This window comes from Arthrobacter sp. zg-Y1110 (assembly GCF_025244865.1).
Classification (GTDB): Bacteria; Actinomycetota; Actinomycetes; order Actinomycetales; family Micrococcaceae; genus Arthrobacter_B.
This window is the reverse complement of sequence record NZ_CP104272.1, coordinates 1,458,421-1,474,224: the sequence shown is the minus strand read 5'-3', so window position 1 is coordinate 1,474,224 and position 15,804 is coordinate 1,458,421. Positions and strand designations below refer to the sequence as shown.

13 protein-coding genes are annotated in these 15,804 nt (G+C 67.0%); 4 read left to right on the top strand and 9 right to left on the bottom strand.

The features are described from left to right. The first annotated feature begins 181 nt into the window (after nt 1–181). Nucleotides 182–667 (top strand): DUF3093 domain-containing protein, encoded by a 486-nt coding sequence (locus N2K99_RS06745; protein ID WP_227922439.1) that lies wholly within the window; start codon nt 182–184, stop codon nt 665–667. 1 nt (nt 668) lies between these two features. On the opposite strand, the gene N2K99_RS06740 is transcribed toward N2K99_RS06745, so the two are convergent. Then, entirely contained in the window at nt 669–968 is a 300-nt protein-coding gene (locus N2K99_RS06740) for a DUF4193 domain-containing protein (protein WP_227922443.1), read from the bottom strand. Nucleotides 969–1,284: 316 nt separating this feature from the next. Here N2K99_RS06740 and sepH point away from each other — a divergent pair, with 316 nt between their 5' ends. Continuing rightward, nucleotides 1,285–2,601 (top strand): septation protein SepH, encoded by a 1,317-nt coding sequence (sepH, locus tag N2K99_RS06735; protein WP_227922446.1) that lies wholly within the window; start codon nt 1,285–1,287, stop codon nt 2,599–2,601. Nucleotides 2,602–2,734: 133 nt separating this feature from the next. On the opposite strand, the gene N2K99_RS06730 is transcribed toward sepH, so the two are convergent. From N2K99_RS06730 to N2K99_RS06715, 4 genes are all read right to left on the bottom strand, one after another. Continuing rightward, nucleotides 2,735–3,571, bottom strand: coding sequence for a thymidine kinase (locus N2K99_RS06730; RefSeq protein WP_227933289.1), 837 nt, complete (start codon nt 3,569–3,571; stop codon nt 2,735–2,737). A gap of 2 nt (nt 3,572–3,573) precedes the next feature. Next, entirely contained in the window at nt 3,574–4,785 is a 1,212-nt protein-coding gene (locus N2K99_RS06725) for an alkaline phosphatase family protein (protein WP_227933288.1), read from the bottom strand. Nucleotides 4,786–4,789: 4 nt separating this feature from the next. Beyond that, entirely contained in the window at nt 4,790–5,464 is a 675-nt protein-coding gene (locus N2K99_RS06720; RefSeq protein WP_227922454.1) for a DUF5998 family protein, read from the bottom strand. Nucleotides 5,465–5,525: 61 nt separating this feature from the next. Then, nucleotides 5,526–8,213, bottom strand: coding sequence for a GNAT family N-acetyltransferase (locus tag N2K99_RS06715; protein ID WP_227933287.1), 2,688 nt, complete (start codon nt 8,211–8,213; stop codon nt 5,526–5,528). Nucleotides 8,214–8,341: 128 nt separating this feature from the next. On the opposite strand from N2K99_RS06715, the gene N2K99_RS06710 reads away from it, so the two are divergent. Continuing rightward, nucleotides 8,342–10,840, top strand: a complete 2,499-nt coding sequence (locus N2K99_RS06710) for a DNA topoisomerase (ATP-hydrolyzing) subunit A (RefSeq protein ID WP_227933286.1) — start codon at nt 8,342–8,344, stop codon at nt 10,838–10,840. A gap of 95 nt (nt 10,841–10,935) precedes the next feature. Here the strand turns inward: N2K99_RS06710 and N2K99_RS06705 are convergent, their stop codons facing one another. The 3 genes from N2K99_RS06705 to N2K99_RS06695 all read right to left on the bottom strand — a co-directional run bounded on the left by N2K99_RS06705 (nt 10,936) and on the right by N2K99_RS06695 (nt 13,947). After that, a complete protein-coding gene (locus tag N2K99_RS06705) occupies nt 10,936–13,272 on the bottom strand; it encodes a cation-translocating P-type ATPase (protein WP_227933285.1) in 2,337 nt (778 codons plus the stop codon). Nucleotides 13,273–13,333: 61 nt separating this feature from the next. Beyond that, nucleotides 13,334–13,558 carry a heavy-metal-associated domain-containing protein gene (locus N2K99_RS06700; RefSeq protein WP_227933284.1) on the bottom strand — a complete coding sequence of 75 codons (225 nt, stop codon included), beginning with the start codon at nt 13,556–13,558 and terminating at the stop codon, nt 13,334–13,336. Nucleotides 13,559–13,602: 44 nt separating this feature from the next. Next, nucleotides 13,603–13,947 carry a metal-sensitive transcriptional regulator gene (locus N2K99_RS06695; RefSeq protein WP_227922467.1) on the bottom strand — a complete coding sequence of 115 codons (345 nt, stop codon included), beginning with the start codon at nt 13,945–13,947 and terminating at the stop codon, nt 13,603–13,605. 117 nt (nt 13,948–14,064) lie between these two features. On the opposite strand from N2K99_RS06695, the gene N2K99_RS06690 reads away from it, so the two are divergent. Continuing rightward, nucleotides 14,065–14,784 carry a metal-dependent transcriptional regulator gene (locus tag N2K99_RS06690; RefSeq protein WP_227933283.1) on the top strand — a complete coding sequence of 240 codons (720 nt, stop codon included), beginning with the start codon at nt 14,065–14,067 and terminating at the stop codon, nt 14,782–14,784. Nucleotides 14,785–14,806: 22 nt separating this feature from the next. Here N2K99_RS06690 and N2K99_RS06685 read toward each other — a convergent pair whose 3' ends face one another. After that, on the bottom strand, nt 14,807–15,799 hold the full coding sequence (locus N2K99_RS06685) for a GNAT family N-acetyltransferase (protein WP_227933282.1): 993 nt from the start codon (nt 15,797–15,799) through the stop codon (nt 14,807–14,809). Between the last annotated feature and the right edge of the window lie 5 nt (nt 15,800–15,804).

The following is a 15,804-nucleotide window of genomic DNA, read 5'->3' as shown; positions in this document are numbered from 1 at the left end:
CCAACAACAGCAGCCGGGACGGCTGCGGGGGCGGTGGAAGCATCCGGGAGGCAGGGCCGTTCGGCCCAGGCCCCCGGGCCAACCACCACACTTTAGCGCGTTTTCCTGTACGGTCGCCGGGCATTTGCCCACCGGCACGGCGCGGGATGAAATGCTCCGCCAAAGGTGAAAAGCTGGGGGTATGTCATCCCCTTCTGCAAAGAGCCCTTCTTCAAAGAGCTCGGCCGGCACCGTGCTGTACTCCGAACGCCTCACACCTTCCTTCGGGATCTGGTTCGTCGCCGCCCTCCTCGCCGCGGCCTGCATCCTTGTGTTTGTCCCGATCAGCCTGGCGGCTGGCATCACCGGCGCCGTAGTCGCCGCAGTCATCCTGGCAGTACTCCTGGTGATCTCGACTCCCCAGATCCGGGTTACCCCGGAAACCCTGCAGGTTGGACGGGCGCAGATTGAGCGGCGCTTCATCGGCAAGGTCGAGGCGTTCCGGGGCGAAGACGCCACCATGCAGCGCGGTCCGGCACTGAACGCTACGGCCTACATGTGCATCCGCGGCTGGATCTCCCCCGTGGTCCGTATTGAAATCACAGATCCGGCGGACCGCACGCCGTACTGGCTGACCTCCACGCGCCGTCCGGAAAAGCTGGTCGAGGCACTCACCTCCGGGCGCTGAATCAGCCCTCACAGTCCACGCAGTAGAACATGCCGTTCTTTTCAAGGGCTATCTGTGACCGGTGACGGACCAGGAAGCATGAGGCGCAGGTGAACTCGTCGGCCTGCGCCGGAAGGACCCGGACCAGCAGCTCCTCGCCGGAAAGGTCCGCCCCCGGGAGCTCGAAGCCATCGGCCGCTTCTGCCTCGTCTTCGTCCACGACCGCTGTCTGCACAGGGGTGCGCCGCGTTTTGAGCACCTCTATCGACTCTTCTCCGGCGTCTTCCTCGGTCTTGCGCGGGGCGTCATAATCTGTCGCCATAGTGTCTTATCTCGCCGTCCGTTTGAGTGGTGTCCGCTACTGCCTGAGCCCCGGGTTGGACCGACCCTTCCGGACCCGCGTCGGTGACTCGGAGATATCAACGCCACGGATACCTGTTTTGTGCCCGTAAAGCACAGATTTTTACCCACAAAGGGCCAAAAAGCGAACCGGCTGCTGCTCGGCACATGCGCTCCCGCGCAGGGACGGCAATCCTGCCCCCTTTCCAAATGCGCCACACCCGGCCAAAGCTTAGGTTTTCGGCGCCGGGGATGGCATTGTTTCAAGAAGGAATTGCTATCGGGTGGAGGACTTTTTGATGCAGGATCTACGGCTGGTGGGTGTCCATGAAGGTGGCGAACATCTGCTGTTAAGCGGCAAGGGCGGGGAAACCTTCCGTCTTCGGATTGATGAAGCCCTCCGGGTGGCGGCATCGCGCCCCGTACACCGGTCCGCACCGCAGGCTGCTCCGGCAGCCGGCACCACCATGACTCCGCGGGATATCCAGGCCCGCATTCGATCCGGCGCCAGCGCCGAAGAGGTTGCCGAACTTTCCGGCCACGACCTGGCGCATATCCGCCGCTACGAAGGTCCCGTGCTCGCTGAGCGTGAGTACGTTGCCAGGCAGGCGCAGGGCGTTGAGGTTGCTGCGCCCATGTCCGCCACCCATGACGGTTACCGCAGTGCCTTTGGCGAGAATCCGGTAAACCTCGGCGACATGGTGCTGCACCGGCTGCGTTCCTTCGGAGTTGACCCCGATTCCGTCGAGTGGGATGCCTGGCGCCGCCCGGATGGAACCTGGGAAGTGGTGGCCCGCTTCGAGCTCACCGAGAAGTCCCGGGTCGCCGTCGGCGAGGAACCGCCCGCCCGCTGGATCTTCAGCCCGCTGCGCAAGAGCGTTACGAACACCAACCGCTGGGCCCAGGTCCTGAGCGAACTGGAACCACTGGACACACCCGTGCCCACCCGCCGCCTGGCCGCCGTCGCGGACCGCGTCTTCGACTTCGAAGCAGAAGGCGGTGCGTCCTCCGACGACACCGACGACATCCTCGAAGTCCTGCGGTCGCGGCGCGGCCAGCGGCTGGGCAGCGATGAAGACGGCGACGATGCCCTGGCAACACTGCTGTCCAAGGGCAGCGTCCCCGCGGCGCACCCGCGGGAGGGCAGCCCCGATACGGAGGATGAGGACAGCAACGGCAAGCGGCCGCGTACCGGCCGCCTGACCCTGGCGCCGTCGGTCGACTCCGACAGCGACGATCCGGTAGATCCGGTAGCCCTTCCCGGCAGCGTTACCCAGACCCGGGAGATCAGCGTACTGGCGCGGCCCTTCCGCCGGCGTGCAACCCGTACCGAAGAACCTGCCGCGGGCGCTACCGACGAGGAAACGCCCAACCCGCCTGCGGAAGCAGAGACCACTGTTCCGGACGAGGCACCGGTGGAATCTTCCGCCCGCAAGAACGCCGGACGCGATTTCCCGTGGGACCGGCTGCCCAGCGGAGGCAAGGGCCAGCAGCCGTCCGACGCCGATAAGGCAGAGGGCAAGGACGACGGCGCCCAGGAACGGCGCGCCATCAAGCCCAAGCGGTCCTCGGTCCCGTCCTGGGACGAGATTGTCTTCGGCACCAAGGGCGACTAGTCCCGAAGAACAACCACCATCGGCATCGTTGGGGCGGCCGGGCCAACTATCCGGCCGCCGTCGAGCTAGTGGCCCGGTGCACCCGGCCCTGAACCGGGGCACCGGAACGGACCGCCCTGCGCGAAGGTCCTGCCTAGGGCGTTTCCGCCCTGGTGGACTCCACGCAACACACCGACGCTGATTCCTCTGCGTCTGTGAGGGCGGCTGCCTGCTGTGCGGTAACCCGGCGCATGTAGTGCCGGCGGCACAGTGTTTCGTAACCGATAACGGGGGCGGCTTCCGCCGACGTTCCGGCCGCAGACCCTGCAGCTCCGGGAGCCAGCAGGTCATCTGCGTCGAACAACGGTTGATCGTCATACAAGGGCCGGTCCTCGAACAACGGCTCATCCGCAAACAGCGGCAGCTCCGCTTCGGCGGCAGCGGCCGGCGCCGGGGTGCGGGACTCGACGTCGCCAACCACCACCTGGTCCCCCTCCGTCACCATTACCCCGTCCACGGTGCGGGCGTTGTGGGTGGCGCGCCGCCCGCACCAGCACAGGGCGCGGACCTGGAGGACCTCCATGCGGTCCGCCAACTCGACCAGGCGCTGCGACCCCGGGAACAACCGGGTCCGGAAGTCGGAGGTAATGCCGAACGCAAACACGTCAATGTCCATCTCGTCCACGATGGAGGCCAGCTGCTCAACCTGTGCGGCGCTGTAGAACTGTGCCTCGTCGCAGATCAAGTAGTCCACGTTGTGCCCCGTTGCCCTGCAGCGCAGCACCTCGGCCCAGAAATCCGTGTCGTCACGCACTTCAACCGCCGGCGTCTGCAGTCCGAGGCGGCTGGAGATCATGGACTCTCCCGCCCGGTCATTGCGGCTGAACAGGATTCCGCCGCGGCCGCGGGCGCTGTGGTTGTAATCCATCTGGAGCGCGAGCGTCGATTTGCCGCAGTCCATGGTGCCTGAGAAAAAGACCAGTTCCGCCATGGCTACTTTCCTCCCTGCGCCGGAGAGGACGTGCGCTTGCGTGTTTCAGGCTGCGCCAGGACCAGGAGGGGGACTTCGCACTCTGCCTTGGTGAGCGACCCGTGCTGGCCGGTGACCTCCAGTGCCGAGGCAGCAACCCGGCGGGTGTCGAACAGTGCAATCCGCTCCCGTGCGGCGATCATGAGGTCGCCGATACGGGGCAGGACGGCAGCATCCACATCGGGTCCGAAGTAACCTGCACGCACTGCTTCGTCGCGGGTGAAAATCCATGCCCGGGTGCCGTAGGCAGCCTGCCAGGCGGCTTTAAGCCGGCTGAGCGCATCATCTCCTGCTGCGTCAGGTTCAAGGTACAGATGGACCATGCGCGGCTCGCCTGCCGTGTGCCGGACGCCGTCGATCAGTTCCGGCTGGGTACTGAAATCGAACCGCTGGGAAGCAGGGACATCCACCATGCCGTGGTCTGCGGTCAGCACCACCAGGGTGCCGGCAGGCACCCTTGCCACGAGCCGCTTCAGGGCGCTGTCGAGTTCTTCCAGCTCGTTGCCCCACTCCGGGGAAGCTGCACCGTACCGGTGCCCCGCCTTGTCCAGTTCATTCCAGTAGAGGTACATCAGCATCCGGTCCGCACCTGCCAGGGCGTCGACAGCGGCCGATACCCGGGCGTGCACCCCGGATGCCGGGATGAATGTGCCGCCTCGGAGCGCGGCCCGGGTCAGCGCGGAATCGGCAAAGCGCGGCAGGCTGACCGTAGCCACCGGAATGTGCTCCGCGGCGGTCTCCAGGATGGTGGGATAGGGCTGCCACTGCAGCGGGTCCACCCCCGGATCCCAGGAACCGAGCATGTTTACTACCTTGTCCTGGTTCGGATCCAGGACGTCGTATCCCACGAGTCCGTGCCGGCCGGGAGGCAGCCCGGTGCCCAGGGAAGCCAGCGACGCAACCGTTGTGGTGGGGAAGGATGCGCTGAGGGTGCGCGCGGCAGGCAGGAATCCCTTCAGGAAGGGGGCATGCCCGCCGCGCTTCTTGAGCAGCGACAGGCCCAGCCCGTCCACCATCACCACGCACACCCGCCGGGCCGCCGGAAGGGACAGCAGGTTTTCATAGCCGGGCACGCCCAGCACGGCCGCGGCGCTGGACAGCACGTCCGCTACGGAACGGGTTCCGTAGGCCGGTGCTGCGGGCAGGAGGTCAGGAGCAGCGGGGTTTGATGCCACGGTGCTAGCGCTGCGGGTGGGCGCGGTTGAAGCGTCCGCCGATGCCGGGCATGCGCTGGCGCGGGTCGCCGCCGTCCATCGGGCGGGGAGCCGCAGTGGTATCCGTATTCACCTTGCGCAGGGCGCGGGCGAAGGCCTTGGCGTTCTGGACGGCCTGGGCGCCGTCGGCCTCCGCACTGACGCGCAGCACAATGTCTTCCTGGGCAATGGTTCCGGTGTAGCCGTGGTCTGCGTCGCACTGGGGATCCGCACAGCCGGCGGGACCCATGTCCAGGCGCTGTCCGCCGGACCAGGCAATGGCGAGGGTCATTTCCCGCGCCGGGTCCGACGGCTTGTAGTTCTGCGGCTGGGCGTACATGTAGCCCAGCACCACGGAACGGATCTGCGTTACCGGCACGGATTCGGTGGAGACCTGCGCCATCATCTGCTCGCCGGCCTCGTCCAGCTGCTGGTCATCGACGTGGGTGATGACGAGCATGTCCTCGGTCAGCACCAGGACCGTGATGTGGCGGTGCACCTCGGTACGCTCAAAATGGGTTTCGAGGTGGATCAGGTGGGACAGCGGTTCGCGGCCGTCGAGGGCATCGTGGACCACGTCGGCCAAAAGCGTCGGGTAGAAGCCTGCCCGTTCCATGGATGCGTCAAGGCTGCGGCGTTCAGCGGAAAGTAACGGCGACATGCTTCCAGTTTCCCCCAGACCGCCCCTACATGCCTAAATGGCGCGCGGGTGGTGGAAAAGATCAGTCCCGCATTGCGCGCCGGGCACTGTCGGTGCGGCGCTGCGGGTTCCCCAGCCGGATGTCGGCGCTCAGCACCGTCACGCCGTCGGCGGAGACCAGGACCGGATTAATGTCGATCAGTGCGATCTGCGGATGCTCATCCTTCAGGACGGCCAGCCGGGCGATGAGGTCCTCCAGTGCCGCGATGTCCGCTTCGGGCAGTCCCTGGTAGCCGAAGAGCTTGGCAGCGGAACGGGGTGCCCGCACCAGGTCGGCAATGTCGCGGTCCGTCAGGGGTGGAACGCCGTGCGCCCAGTCATCCAGCAGGCTGGTGGCGTCACCGGCGAGTCCGAAGGAGATCACCGGTCCCAGCAGCGGATCCTCGATGGCCCGGATGCGGCAGCCCTGCCCGCTGTTGGCCATGGACTGGACTTCCATTTCGAATTCGCCGTAGCGGCGCAGGGCCTGGTGCATTTGCTCGATGTTGGTCCGCAGCGCTTCCGGCGTGGAAATGTTCAGCCGCACGCCGCCGAGGTCCAGGCGGTGGCGCAGGTGCCCTTCACGGGTCTTGACCGCCACGGGCCAGCCGAGCTGTTCGGCCGCGGCCACTGCTTCCTCCGGCGTGGAAAAACTGACGGCGGGGAGCACGGAAATGCGGTAGAACTCCAAGAGCCTTGCCGTCTGCTCCTGGTCCAGCCGGGTCAGGGCATCGCCTTCCACCCGGTCCATCAACGAGTCGAGGTAGGCCGAGGCTCCTTCGGTATCAAGACCGGCAGGTTCCACGAAACTGCCGTGGTCCCGGTGCGCCCACTCCGTGTAGCGCACCACCGAGGCCAGGGCGGTGACCGCTGCGCCGGGGCTGCTGAAGCAGGGCAACCCGCCGCCTGGAACGTCGGGGTCCGCCGCGAGCAGGCCCTCGACATGCGCCCGGGGATCCACGATCCCGGTAAAGGCAGCGACCAGGGGCTTGCCGGTCTCCTGCACGCATTCGGCCAGAACGGCGGCTATCGCTTCCGTCCTCAGTCCCGGCGCCGGGAGGATGGCGACGACGCCGGCGTCCACCGAATCGTCCGACAGCACCTCGGTGACCGTGCGGCGCAGCTGCGGCAGTGCCACGCTCATCCCGGTGTCCAGGGCCAGTTCCGTCTCGAGGCGGGTGATGTCCAGGTCCAGTCCGGTGCAGGCATCGGCCAGGACCCGGCCCAGGGCCGCCGAATTGCTGAAAACAGCCACCCGGCGCCCGCGCGGGAGCGGCTGGCTGACAGCGATCTGCGCCACGTCGATCAGCTGCTCGTTGGTGCTCACGCGGATGACGCCGGACTGGCGGAGCATCGCGTCCAGGGCGCCCGGAGGGGCCTGCGTTGTGCGCACGGCGTGGCCGGGCGGAAGCTGGAGGCCGGTCACGTCCGACTTGGCGACAATCACGGGTTTGGTGCGCGCCAGCCTGCGGGCCAGGCGGGAGAACTTACGCGGGTTTCCCACCGATTCCAGGTACATGGCCACCACGCGGGTATCAGCATCGTCCTCCCAGTACTGCATGGCGTCATTGCCGGAGACGTCGGCCCGGTTGCCGGCGGAGATGGTGGAGGACAGCCCCAGCGCGCGCCGCTGGGCAGTGGCGTAGAGCAGGACGCCGATGGCAGCGGACTGGCTGAACAGCCCCAGTCCCCCGCGCCGGGGCAGGGCCGGCGCCATGGACGCGTTCAGGGACACGTCCGGCCGGGTGTTGATCAGGCCCAGCGACGCCGGCCCGACCACGCGCATGCCGTGGGCCCGTGCGCGTCGGACCAGGGCCCGCTGCCGGGCCAGCCCCTCCGGGCCCTTCGGTCCGAAACCGGCGGTCACCACCAGCAGGGCCTTCACCCCGGCGGCAGCGCACTCGTCCGCCACCTCCAGGACCTGTTCGTAGGGCACGGCAATGACGGCCAGCTGGACCGTTTCCGGCACTTCGGCGATCCGGCTGTAGGAAATCATGCCGGCCAGTTCGAAGGCTTCCGGATTGATGGCGTAGACGGATCCCTTGAAGCCGCCCTCGATGATGTGCTCCAGCAGCTGGTAGCCCACCGAGCCCCATTCGCGGCTGGCTCCGATGACGGCGATGGACGACGGCGAGAGCAGGTCGGCCACGCTGCGGGCCTCGGCGCGGTGTTCCCGGGCTTCCATGACCGCCAGCGATTTCTCGGTGGGGTCGATGTTGAAGTCCAGGGCGATCACGCCGTCGTCGAAGTGCCGGCTTACCTCGTACCCGGCGTCGGCGAAGACGTCGATCATCTTGCGGTTCTCGGGAAGGACTTCCGCGGAGAACCGGCGGATGCCGTTTTCGCGGGCGGCGGCGGCCAGGTGCTCCAGCAGGATGGACCCCAGCCCGCGGCCCTGGTGGCCGTCGGCTATGTTGAAGGCAACCTCGGCTTCGGTGGGATCGTCGAGGCGGTCGTAGCGGCCGATGCCGATGATTTCATCACCAATGGTGATGACGAACGCCACCCGGTCCCGGTAATCGACGTTGGTGAAGCGCTCCAGCTCCTTATTGGTGAGCTTGGCTTTATACGTAAAGAACCGCAGGTAGATGGAACTCTGCGACTGCCGCATGTGGAAGGCCTGCAGCGCGTCCGCATCGGAGGGGGAAACGGGGCGCAGATGGCCGGTCCCCCCGTCCCGCAACACGACGTCGGCTTCCCAATATTCGGGGTAATGTCCCTGCTCCACCATAGAATCAGAGTAGTGGGCAAACTTCCCCATAGTCATCCACCCGCTCTGTACAGCGTGGCTCCCCACCGCGTGGACTATGTACGGCGCGCAATCCCTGTCCCCTAACACTGCAAGGATTCGACAAAAGCATGGCCCGGCGCCAACCCGTCTCCAAATCCGTACCCGGCGAAAAGATCGCCGAGAACATCATCGAGATAGATGTCACCACCGAGATGGAGGGCTCCTTCCTCGAATACGCCTACTCGGTGATCTACTCGCGTGCCCTCCCCGATGCACGCGACGGCCTGAAGCCTGTCCAGCGGCGCATCCTGTACATGATGTCCGACATGGGGCTGCGGCCGGACCGCGGGCACGTGAAGTCCGCCCGGGTGGTGGGCGAGGTGATGGGCAAGCTGCACCCGCACGGTGACACGGCCATTTATGACGCCATGGTCCGCATGGCCCAGGACTGGGCACTGCGCCTGCCGCTGATCGACGGCCACGGCAACTTCGGCTCGCTCGACGACGGTCCGGCCGCCGCCCGTTACACGGAGGCCCGGCTGGCGGCCCCGGCCCTGACCCTGACGGATCACCTGGACGAAGACGTAGTGGACTTTGTCCCGAACTACGACAACCAGCTCCAGCAGCCCGAAGTGCTGCCCGCGGCCTTCCCCAACCTGCTGGTCAACGGTGCCACGGGTATTGCCGTGGGCATGGCCACGAACATGGCGCCGCACAACCTCGGCGAGGTTATTGCTGCCACCCAGCACCTGATCGCCAACCCGGACGCCGGGCTGGAGGAGCTGATGCGCTTCATCCCCGGACCGGACCTGCCCACGGGCGGACGGATTGTCGGGCTGGACGGCATCCGCGATGCCTATGCCAGCGGCCGCGGTTCCTTCAAGACCCGCGCCAAGGTGGAGGTGGAGCAGCTCACCGCGCGCCGCACCGGCCTGGTGGTCACCGAACTGCCCTACATGGTCGGTCCGGAAAAGGTCATTGAAAAGATCAAGGACGCCGTGACGTCCAAGAAGCTGCAGGGCATCTCCGACATTGTGGACCTCACCGACCGCAGCCACGGCCTGCGCCTGGTGATCGAGCTGAAGAACGGGTTCAACCCCAACGCGGTGCTGGCCCAGCTGTACAAGTTCACGCCCATGGAGGATTCCTTCGGCATCAACAACGTCACCCTCGTGGACGGGCAGCCCCGGACCCTGGGCCTGGTTGAACTGCTGCAGGTCTACGTTGCACACCGCCTCGGCGTGGTCCGCCGGCGCACCGCCTACCGGCTGAGCCGGAAAAAGGACCGGCTGCACCTGGTCGAGGGCCTGCTGATCGCCATTGTGGACATTGACGAGGTCATCCAGATCATCCGCTCCTCGGACGAAACGGCCCAGGCCCGGGAACGGCTGATGGCCGTGTACGACCTGACCGAAGTCCAGGCCAGCCACATCCTCGAGCTGCGCCTGCGGCAGTTGACTAAGTACTCCCGCATCGAGCTCGAAAAGGAGCAGGACGAGCTGCGCAAAGCCATCGAGGAGCTTGAGGCGATCCTCGGCTCCGAGCAGCGGCTGCGCTCCCTGGTCTCGGACGAACTGGGCGAAGTGGCAGCCAAATACGCGACGCCGCGGCGTACGGTGCTGCTCGAATCGGAGGCCGCTTCACCCCTGAAGGGTGCGGCAGTGACCGCTGCCGCCGGCGTCGCAGGCAAGGGCGCCAAGGCCATCCTTCCGCTGGAGATCCCGGACGATCCCTGCTGGGCCATCCTGTCCGCCTCCGGACAGGTGGCCCGGACCTCGGACCAGGAACCGCTCACCGAAGGAGGGCAGCGGGTGCGCCACGACGTGTTCCGCTCGGTGGTGAAGACCACCGCCCGCGGCGAGATCGGGGCACTGACCTCCTCGGGCCGGATGATCCGGATCTCCGTCCTTGACCTGCCTGCCCTGCCCTCGACCGCCGGCCTGCCGAACCTTGCCGGCGGCGTGCCGGTCAAGGAATTCATGACCCTGGGCAAGGGCGAGAAGCTGGTGGGACTCGTTCCGCTGAACGCCGTGGTGGCCATCGGCACCCGCAACGGCGTGGTGAAGCGGGTCAATCCCGATTACCCGCTGAACCGCGATGACTGGGAAGCCATCACGCTCAAGCCCAAGGACGAGGTCATCGGGGTGTCCGTGGCTGCGGACGAGACGGATGAACTGGTCTTCATCACCCGGTCGGCGCAGCTGCTGCACTTCCCTGCCTCTACGGTCCGTGCCCAGGGCCGTACTGCAGGCGGCGTGGCCGGGATCAAACTGGCCGCCGACGACGCCGTGGTGTTCTTCGGTGCCGTGGCCGCGGAGGATCCCGACGCCGTCGTCGTCACCGTTTCGACCACCACCGAGGCACTGCCGGGTACCCCCGGCGGCTCGGTGAAGGTGACACCGTTTGCCGAATACCCGGCCAAGGGCCGGGCCACGGCCGGCGTCCGGGCGCACCGCTTCCTGAAGGGCGAAGATTCACTGTCGGTGGCCTGGGCCGGACACGGTCCCGCGAAGGCGTCCGCGGCCAACGGCGTGGCGCGGGCCCTGCCCACCGAGCATGGCCGGCGGGACGGTTCCGGGGTGCCCCTGGCCAACGCGGTAGATGCCGTGGGACCAAGCCAGGGCTGACGACGGCAGACAGCAACAACGAAGAACGGGCCGGTCCGCGGGAGCTGCATGCTCCGCTGACCGGCCCGTTTTTTGCTCTCTGCCTGTCGGCCTTCCTATTTACCGAAACTGCGCAGCCGCAGCGAGTTGCCGACCACCAGCACCGAGCTCGCCGCCATCGCCGCCCCCGCGATCATGGGGTTGAGCAGTCCGAAGGCTGCCACCGGGATGCCCACCGCGTTGTAGAAGAACGCCCAGAACAGGTTGGTCTTGATGGTCGCCAGCGTCCGCCGGGAGAGTTCGACGGCGGTGGCCACCTGTCCCAGGCTGCTGCCCATCACGGTCAGGTCGGCTGCTTCCATGGCGACGTCGGTGCCGGAGCCCATGGCGATGCCCAGATCCGCCTGGGCCAGTGCCGCGGCGTCGTTCACGCCGTCCCCGGCCATCGCAACGGTGCGTCCCTGTGCCTGGAGCCGCCGGACGGCGTCGACCTTCCCTTCGGGACGGACATCGGCAAGCACGTCCTCGGCCGGGATTCCCACCTGTTCCGCGACCTGGGCGGCCACCACGGCGTTGTCGCCGGTCAGCAGCACCGGGTGCAGGCCCAGGCTGCGGAACCTTGCAATGGCCTCCGCGGAGCCTTCCTTGACGGTGTCCTGCAGGCTGATGATTCCCGCCGCCCGGTCATCGACCGCCACCAGGACGGCAGTGGCGCCGGCTTCCTGCTCTTCCCGCAGCGCGGCGTAGGCAGCATCCGGCAGGTCAACCCCGTTTTCGTCCAGCCAGGCCGGGCGCCCGGCCACGATGCGGTGTCCGTCCACGGTGCCGCGGACTCCCCCGCCCGGTGCCGAATCGAAGTCGGTGACCGGCACGGTGCCTGGACCGGAACGTGCGGACGCGGCGATGGCCCGGGCAATCGGGTGCTCCCCGGCATCCTCGACCGAGCCGGCCAGGCGCAGCACGTCATCCGCGGTGAGGTCCGCTGATTCATTGTCCAGCAGCCGGATCCGGGCCACGGACAGCCGGCCCGAGGTAATGGTGCCGGTCTTGTCCAGCACGATGGTGTCCACTGTGCGGGTATCCTCCAGCACCTGGGCGCCCTTGATCAGGATGCCCAGCTGCGCGCCGCGGCCGGTTCCGGTCAGCAGGCCCACCGGGGTGGCGAGGCCCAGGGCACATGGGCAGGCGATCACCAGCACCGTGACGGCGGCAGTGAAGGCTGCCTGCAGGTCGCCGGTGAGGAGCATCCACAACACGAAGGTCAGGACCGCGATCCCGAGGACCACCGGAACGAACACGGCACTGATCCGGTCCGCAAGCCGGGCGATCGGTGCCTTGGACGACTGGGCCTCGCTGACGAGGCGGCCCATCTGCGCCAGGGTGGTCTCGCTGCCTACCCGGGTGGCCCGCACCTGCAGGCGGCCGGAGGTGTTGATGGTGGCACCCGTGACCGGGCTGTTGACATCCACCTCCACGGGCAGCGACTCGCCGGTGATCAAGGAGGCATCCACCGCCGAGCGGCCCTCGAGTACCACGCCGTCAGCCGGTATCTTTTCCCCGGGCCGGACAACAAACACGTCGCCGACTTCCAGCCGGTCCGCCGGGATGCGGACTTCCGCTCCGTCCCGCAGCACCGTCGCGTCCTTCGCGCCCAGGTTCAGCAGTGCCTTCAGCGCATCCGTTGCCTTGGTTTTGGCGTTGGCCTCCAGATAGCGGCCCAGCAGCAGGAACGTGACCACCACCGAGGCGACCTCGAAGTACAGGTGCGGGTCCGATCCCATGCCCGGATCCGCGGTAAGTCCCGGATCGACGGCCAGCTGTCCTACCGAGAACAGGTAGGCCGCCGCGACGCCGATGGAGACCAGGGTGTCCATGGTGGAGGCAAGGTGCCGGGCATTGATGGCCGCCGCACGGTGGAAGGGCCACGCGGACCAGGTCACCACGGGCAGCGCGAGCAGCGCCACCACCCATCCCCAGTTCGGGAATGCCAGTGCGGGAACCATGGAGATGAGCAGGACCGGAACGCTGAGGACCGCTGCCAGGATCAGCCGGGGACGCAGCTGTGCGGCAGTTCCGCCGTGGGACATGTGGTCGCCGCCGGACATGTGGTGTTCGCCGGGCATGTGCCCTTCGCCGTGTTCCGCCGGCGTTTCATTACCGGCGTCCGCTCCCGGTGCCGCGGCGGCGTGCCCTCCGTGGGCGGACGGCCGGGCAGGGTGCCGGGTTTTCAGCCGGGCGTTGTAACCGGCGGAATTAACGGCGTCGACAATCTGCTGGTCTGAAACGGCTGCGGGGGCGGTGACCCGCGCACTTTCCAGCGGCAGGTTGACTGAGGCCTCGACGCCGTCGATCTTTCCGAGCCTGCGCTCCACCCGCGCCACGCAGGAAGCGCACGTCATGCCCTGGATCTCAAGTTCGACTGCCCTGGTTGCCGCTTGTTCGCGAGTGTCCATGATGGTTCCCTTCTCCTACTTCCTGTGCGCAGTATCCGCTTCGACGCGCTTGGTACAGCCGCTACGCGTCGGCGTCGACCACCAGGTAACCGGCTTCAGCAACCGCTTCGCCCAGTTCAGCGGTGCTGAGGTTTCGGTTCGCGGTGACAGTCGCGGTTGAGATGCCGCCCGCGTTCAGGTCCACGGAGACCTTGTCGACGCCGTCGAGTGCCTCCAGTTCCTCGGTCACGGAGGCGACGCAGTGGCCGCAGGTCATGCCTGAGATGTTCAGTGTGGTGGTTTCCATGCGAATCTTCTTCCTTGGATGGGTGAATGGATCGGGTGCCGGTCCTACCGCAGCAGGCGGCCGATGGCGTCGGCCGCTTCCTGGACCTTGGCGGTAACAATCTCGGGATTGCCGGTTCGTTCGGATTCCTGCGCGGCATCCACCAGGCAGTGCGACATGTGGTCCTGGACCAGCCCAAGGCTGACCGCATGCAGCGCCTTGTTGATGGCTGCGACCTGGGTGAGGATGTCGATGCAGTATTTGTCTTCCTCGACCATGCGGGCGATTCCCCGCACCTGGCCCTCAATCCGGCGCAGCCGGCGGAGGTAGGCGTCTTTATCCGACGCGTAACCATGCGGCCCGTCGTGGGTCTCCACGGTTTCCGGAACATTCTGCGTCACTGCGTCCATTGCCTCTGCTCCAATCCTTGACTGCATCCAAGCTATACCCTGCCGGGGTATCAATTCAAGTACCCCTAGGGGGTATTTATTCCCGATGGGCGGAGTCCTGCCAGTAAGGTGGAACCCGTGGCACACAGCGAACTCTCGACAGCAAGCCAGGATTACCTGAAGGTCATTTGGACCGCGCAGGAATGGACGGATGAACCCCTGACGGTGTCCGCGCTGTCCGTACACATGGGCTTCTCGCCGTCGTCGGTCTCCGAGGCGGTAAAGAAACTGACCGGCCAGGGCCTGTTGACGCACGCCCGCTACGGGTCGATTGCCCTAACCGACGCGGGCGAGAAGGCCGCCGTGGGCATGGTCCGCAGGCACCGGCTGATCGAGACGTTCCTGGTGGAGTACCTGGGCTACCGCTGGGACGAAGTCCACGACGAAGCCGAACACCTCGAGCACGCCGTATCGGACAAGATGGTGGATGCCCTGGCGGCGCGCCTCGGCAATCCCGTGCGTGACCCGCACGGCGACCCGATCCCGGCCCGCGACGGCAGTTTCCCCGTCCTTGATGCACAGCGGCTGAGCCGGTGCGAACCCGGTTCCCGCGGAACGGTGGCCCGTGTCTCCGACAATGAACCCGAACTGCTGCGCTACCTCGCCGGGCTGGGCCTTCACCTGGACACCATGGTGTCCGTGGTGCAGCGCCAGCCCTATGCCGGCACGCTGACTATTGAAGCCGGGGGCCGGACGCTGGACCTGGGCCTGCCCGCAGCGGAAGCCATCTGGATCCTCACGGTCCCGGACACGGTCCCCTCGGCAACGTCCCCGGACACGGCCCCCTCGGACCGGTAGCGCGCTCTTCCCGCGGCCCCTGCTACAGGACCGTATTGTCGAAGACCACTTCCCGGTGCGTGGGCTTATAGCCCAGGCTTTCATACAGCCCCAGGGCACCGGACGGGTTCTCCGTGTCCACGCCGAGCCCGGCGTTGTCCATGCCGCCTTCCCGGAAGCGGCGCATTGCCTCACGCAGCATCGCCGGAGCAAGTTTCCGTCCCCGCCAGTCCCGCCGCACCCCGAGGAGCATGGTGTAGCCCTCTTTGTAGCCGTGGATGTCCTTGCTCTCCGGGTCGAAGCTCGCCAACTGGTAGGCGGCAACTTCCCCGGACCCGGTATCCACCACCGCGAAGCTCCAGTCCGGCCGGAACTGGGGATGGTCGATGGTGAATCCCCACCGCTCCTTGTTCCGCGGCTCGCTCCCCCAGTGGTCCTTGAACGCTTCGTTATGCGCCCGGCGTACGGCGTCGGAAATCTCCGGGGAGAAGGTGCGGAACTCCATACCCTCCGGCAGTACGGCGTCCGGCAGGCCGCCAGTCAGCGGCCGGCTCATCTCGGTGAAGTAGCGGACCACGTGGGCGCCTTCGGACTGCAGCAGTGCCACCTGGGAGGCGTTGGATTCCTCGGCGTAGGTGCGCAGGACGCCGTGTTTCCGGTGCTCCGTGAGCAGCCGCTGGCGCAGGCGGGTTTCCTGCCAGCGGTAGATCTTCGACCCGATGCCCCGGCGCCGCCACTGCGGGTCGACGCCGCCGAAGCCCGAGCCGGTCTCCGACCCGGGGTTCAAGGCGATCCGGCCGTACGCCCGCGCCGCACCGGTTTTGTCCAGCCCGATCAGCGTGTCCTTTGCGGGATCCCCGGAGGTGGTTTCCAGCGCCTGCTCCAGGTCCCTGCGGTCCTCCACCCATCCGGGTTTGTCCGCCTCCGCCATCCTGCGGATCAGGGCATACCAGGCGTCGACGTCGTCAGCTCCGATGGAGCGCCAGCGCAGGCCGGTTTCGGGCCCGGGGAACAGGGGTGGGGAAGGCGTCTGCATCCATC

What these genes read in the sequence shown, in the direction of transcription:
- N2K99_RS06745 (WP_227922439.1), top strand. Translation starts at nt 182, where the DNA reads ATGTCATCCCCTTCTGCAAAGAGCCCTTCTTCAAAGAGCTCGGCCGGC.
- N2K99_RS06740 (WP_227922443.1), bottom strand. Translation starts at nt 968, where the DNA reads ATGGCGACAGATTATGACGCCCCGCGCAAGACCGAGGAAGACGCCGGA.
- sepH (WP_227922446.1), top strand. Translation starts at nt 1,285, where the DNA reads ATGCAGGATCTACGGCTGGTGGGTGTCCATGAAGGTGGCGAACATCTG.
- N2K99_RS06730 (WP_227933289.1), bottom strand. Translation starts at nt 3,571, where the DNA reads ATGGCGGAACTGGTCTTTTTCTCAGGCACCATGGACTGCGGCAAATCG.
- N2K99_RS06720 (WP_227922454.1), bottom strand. Translation starts at nt 5,464, where the DNA reads ATGTCGCCGTTACTTTCCGCTGAACGCCGCAGCCTTGACGCATCCATG.
- N2K99_RS06715 (WP_227933287.1), bottom strand. Translation starts at nt 8,213, where the DNA reads ATGGTGGAGCAGGGACATTACCCCGAATATTGGGAAGCCGACGTCGTG.
- N2K99_RS06710 (WP_227933286.1), top strand. Translation starts at nt 8,342, where the DNA reads ATGGCCCGGCGCCAACCCGTCTCCAAATCCGTACCCGGCGAAAAGATC.
- N2K99_RS06705 (WP_227933285.1), bottom strand. Translation starts at nt 13,272, where the DNA reads ATGGACACTCGCGAACAAGCGGCAACCAGGGCAGTCGAACTTGAGATC.
- N2K99_RS06700 (WP_227933284.1), bottom strand. Translation starts at nt 13,558, where the DNA reads ATGGAAACCACCACACTGAACATCTCAGGCATGACCTGCGGCCACTGC.
- N2K99_RS06695 (WP_227922467.1), bottom strand. Translation starts at nt 13,947, where the DNA reads ATGGACGCAGTGACGCAGAATGTTCCGGAAACCGTGGAGACCCACGAC.
- N2K99_RS06685 (WP_227933282.1), bottom strand. Translation starts at nt 15,799, where the DNA reads ATGCAGACGCCTTCCCCACCCCTGTTCCCCGGGCCCGAAACCGGCCTG.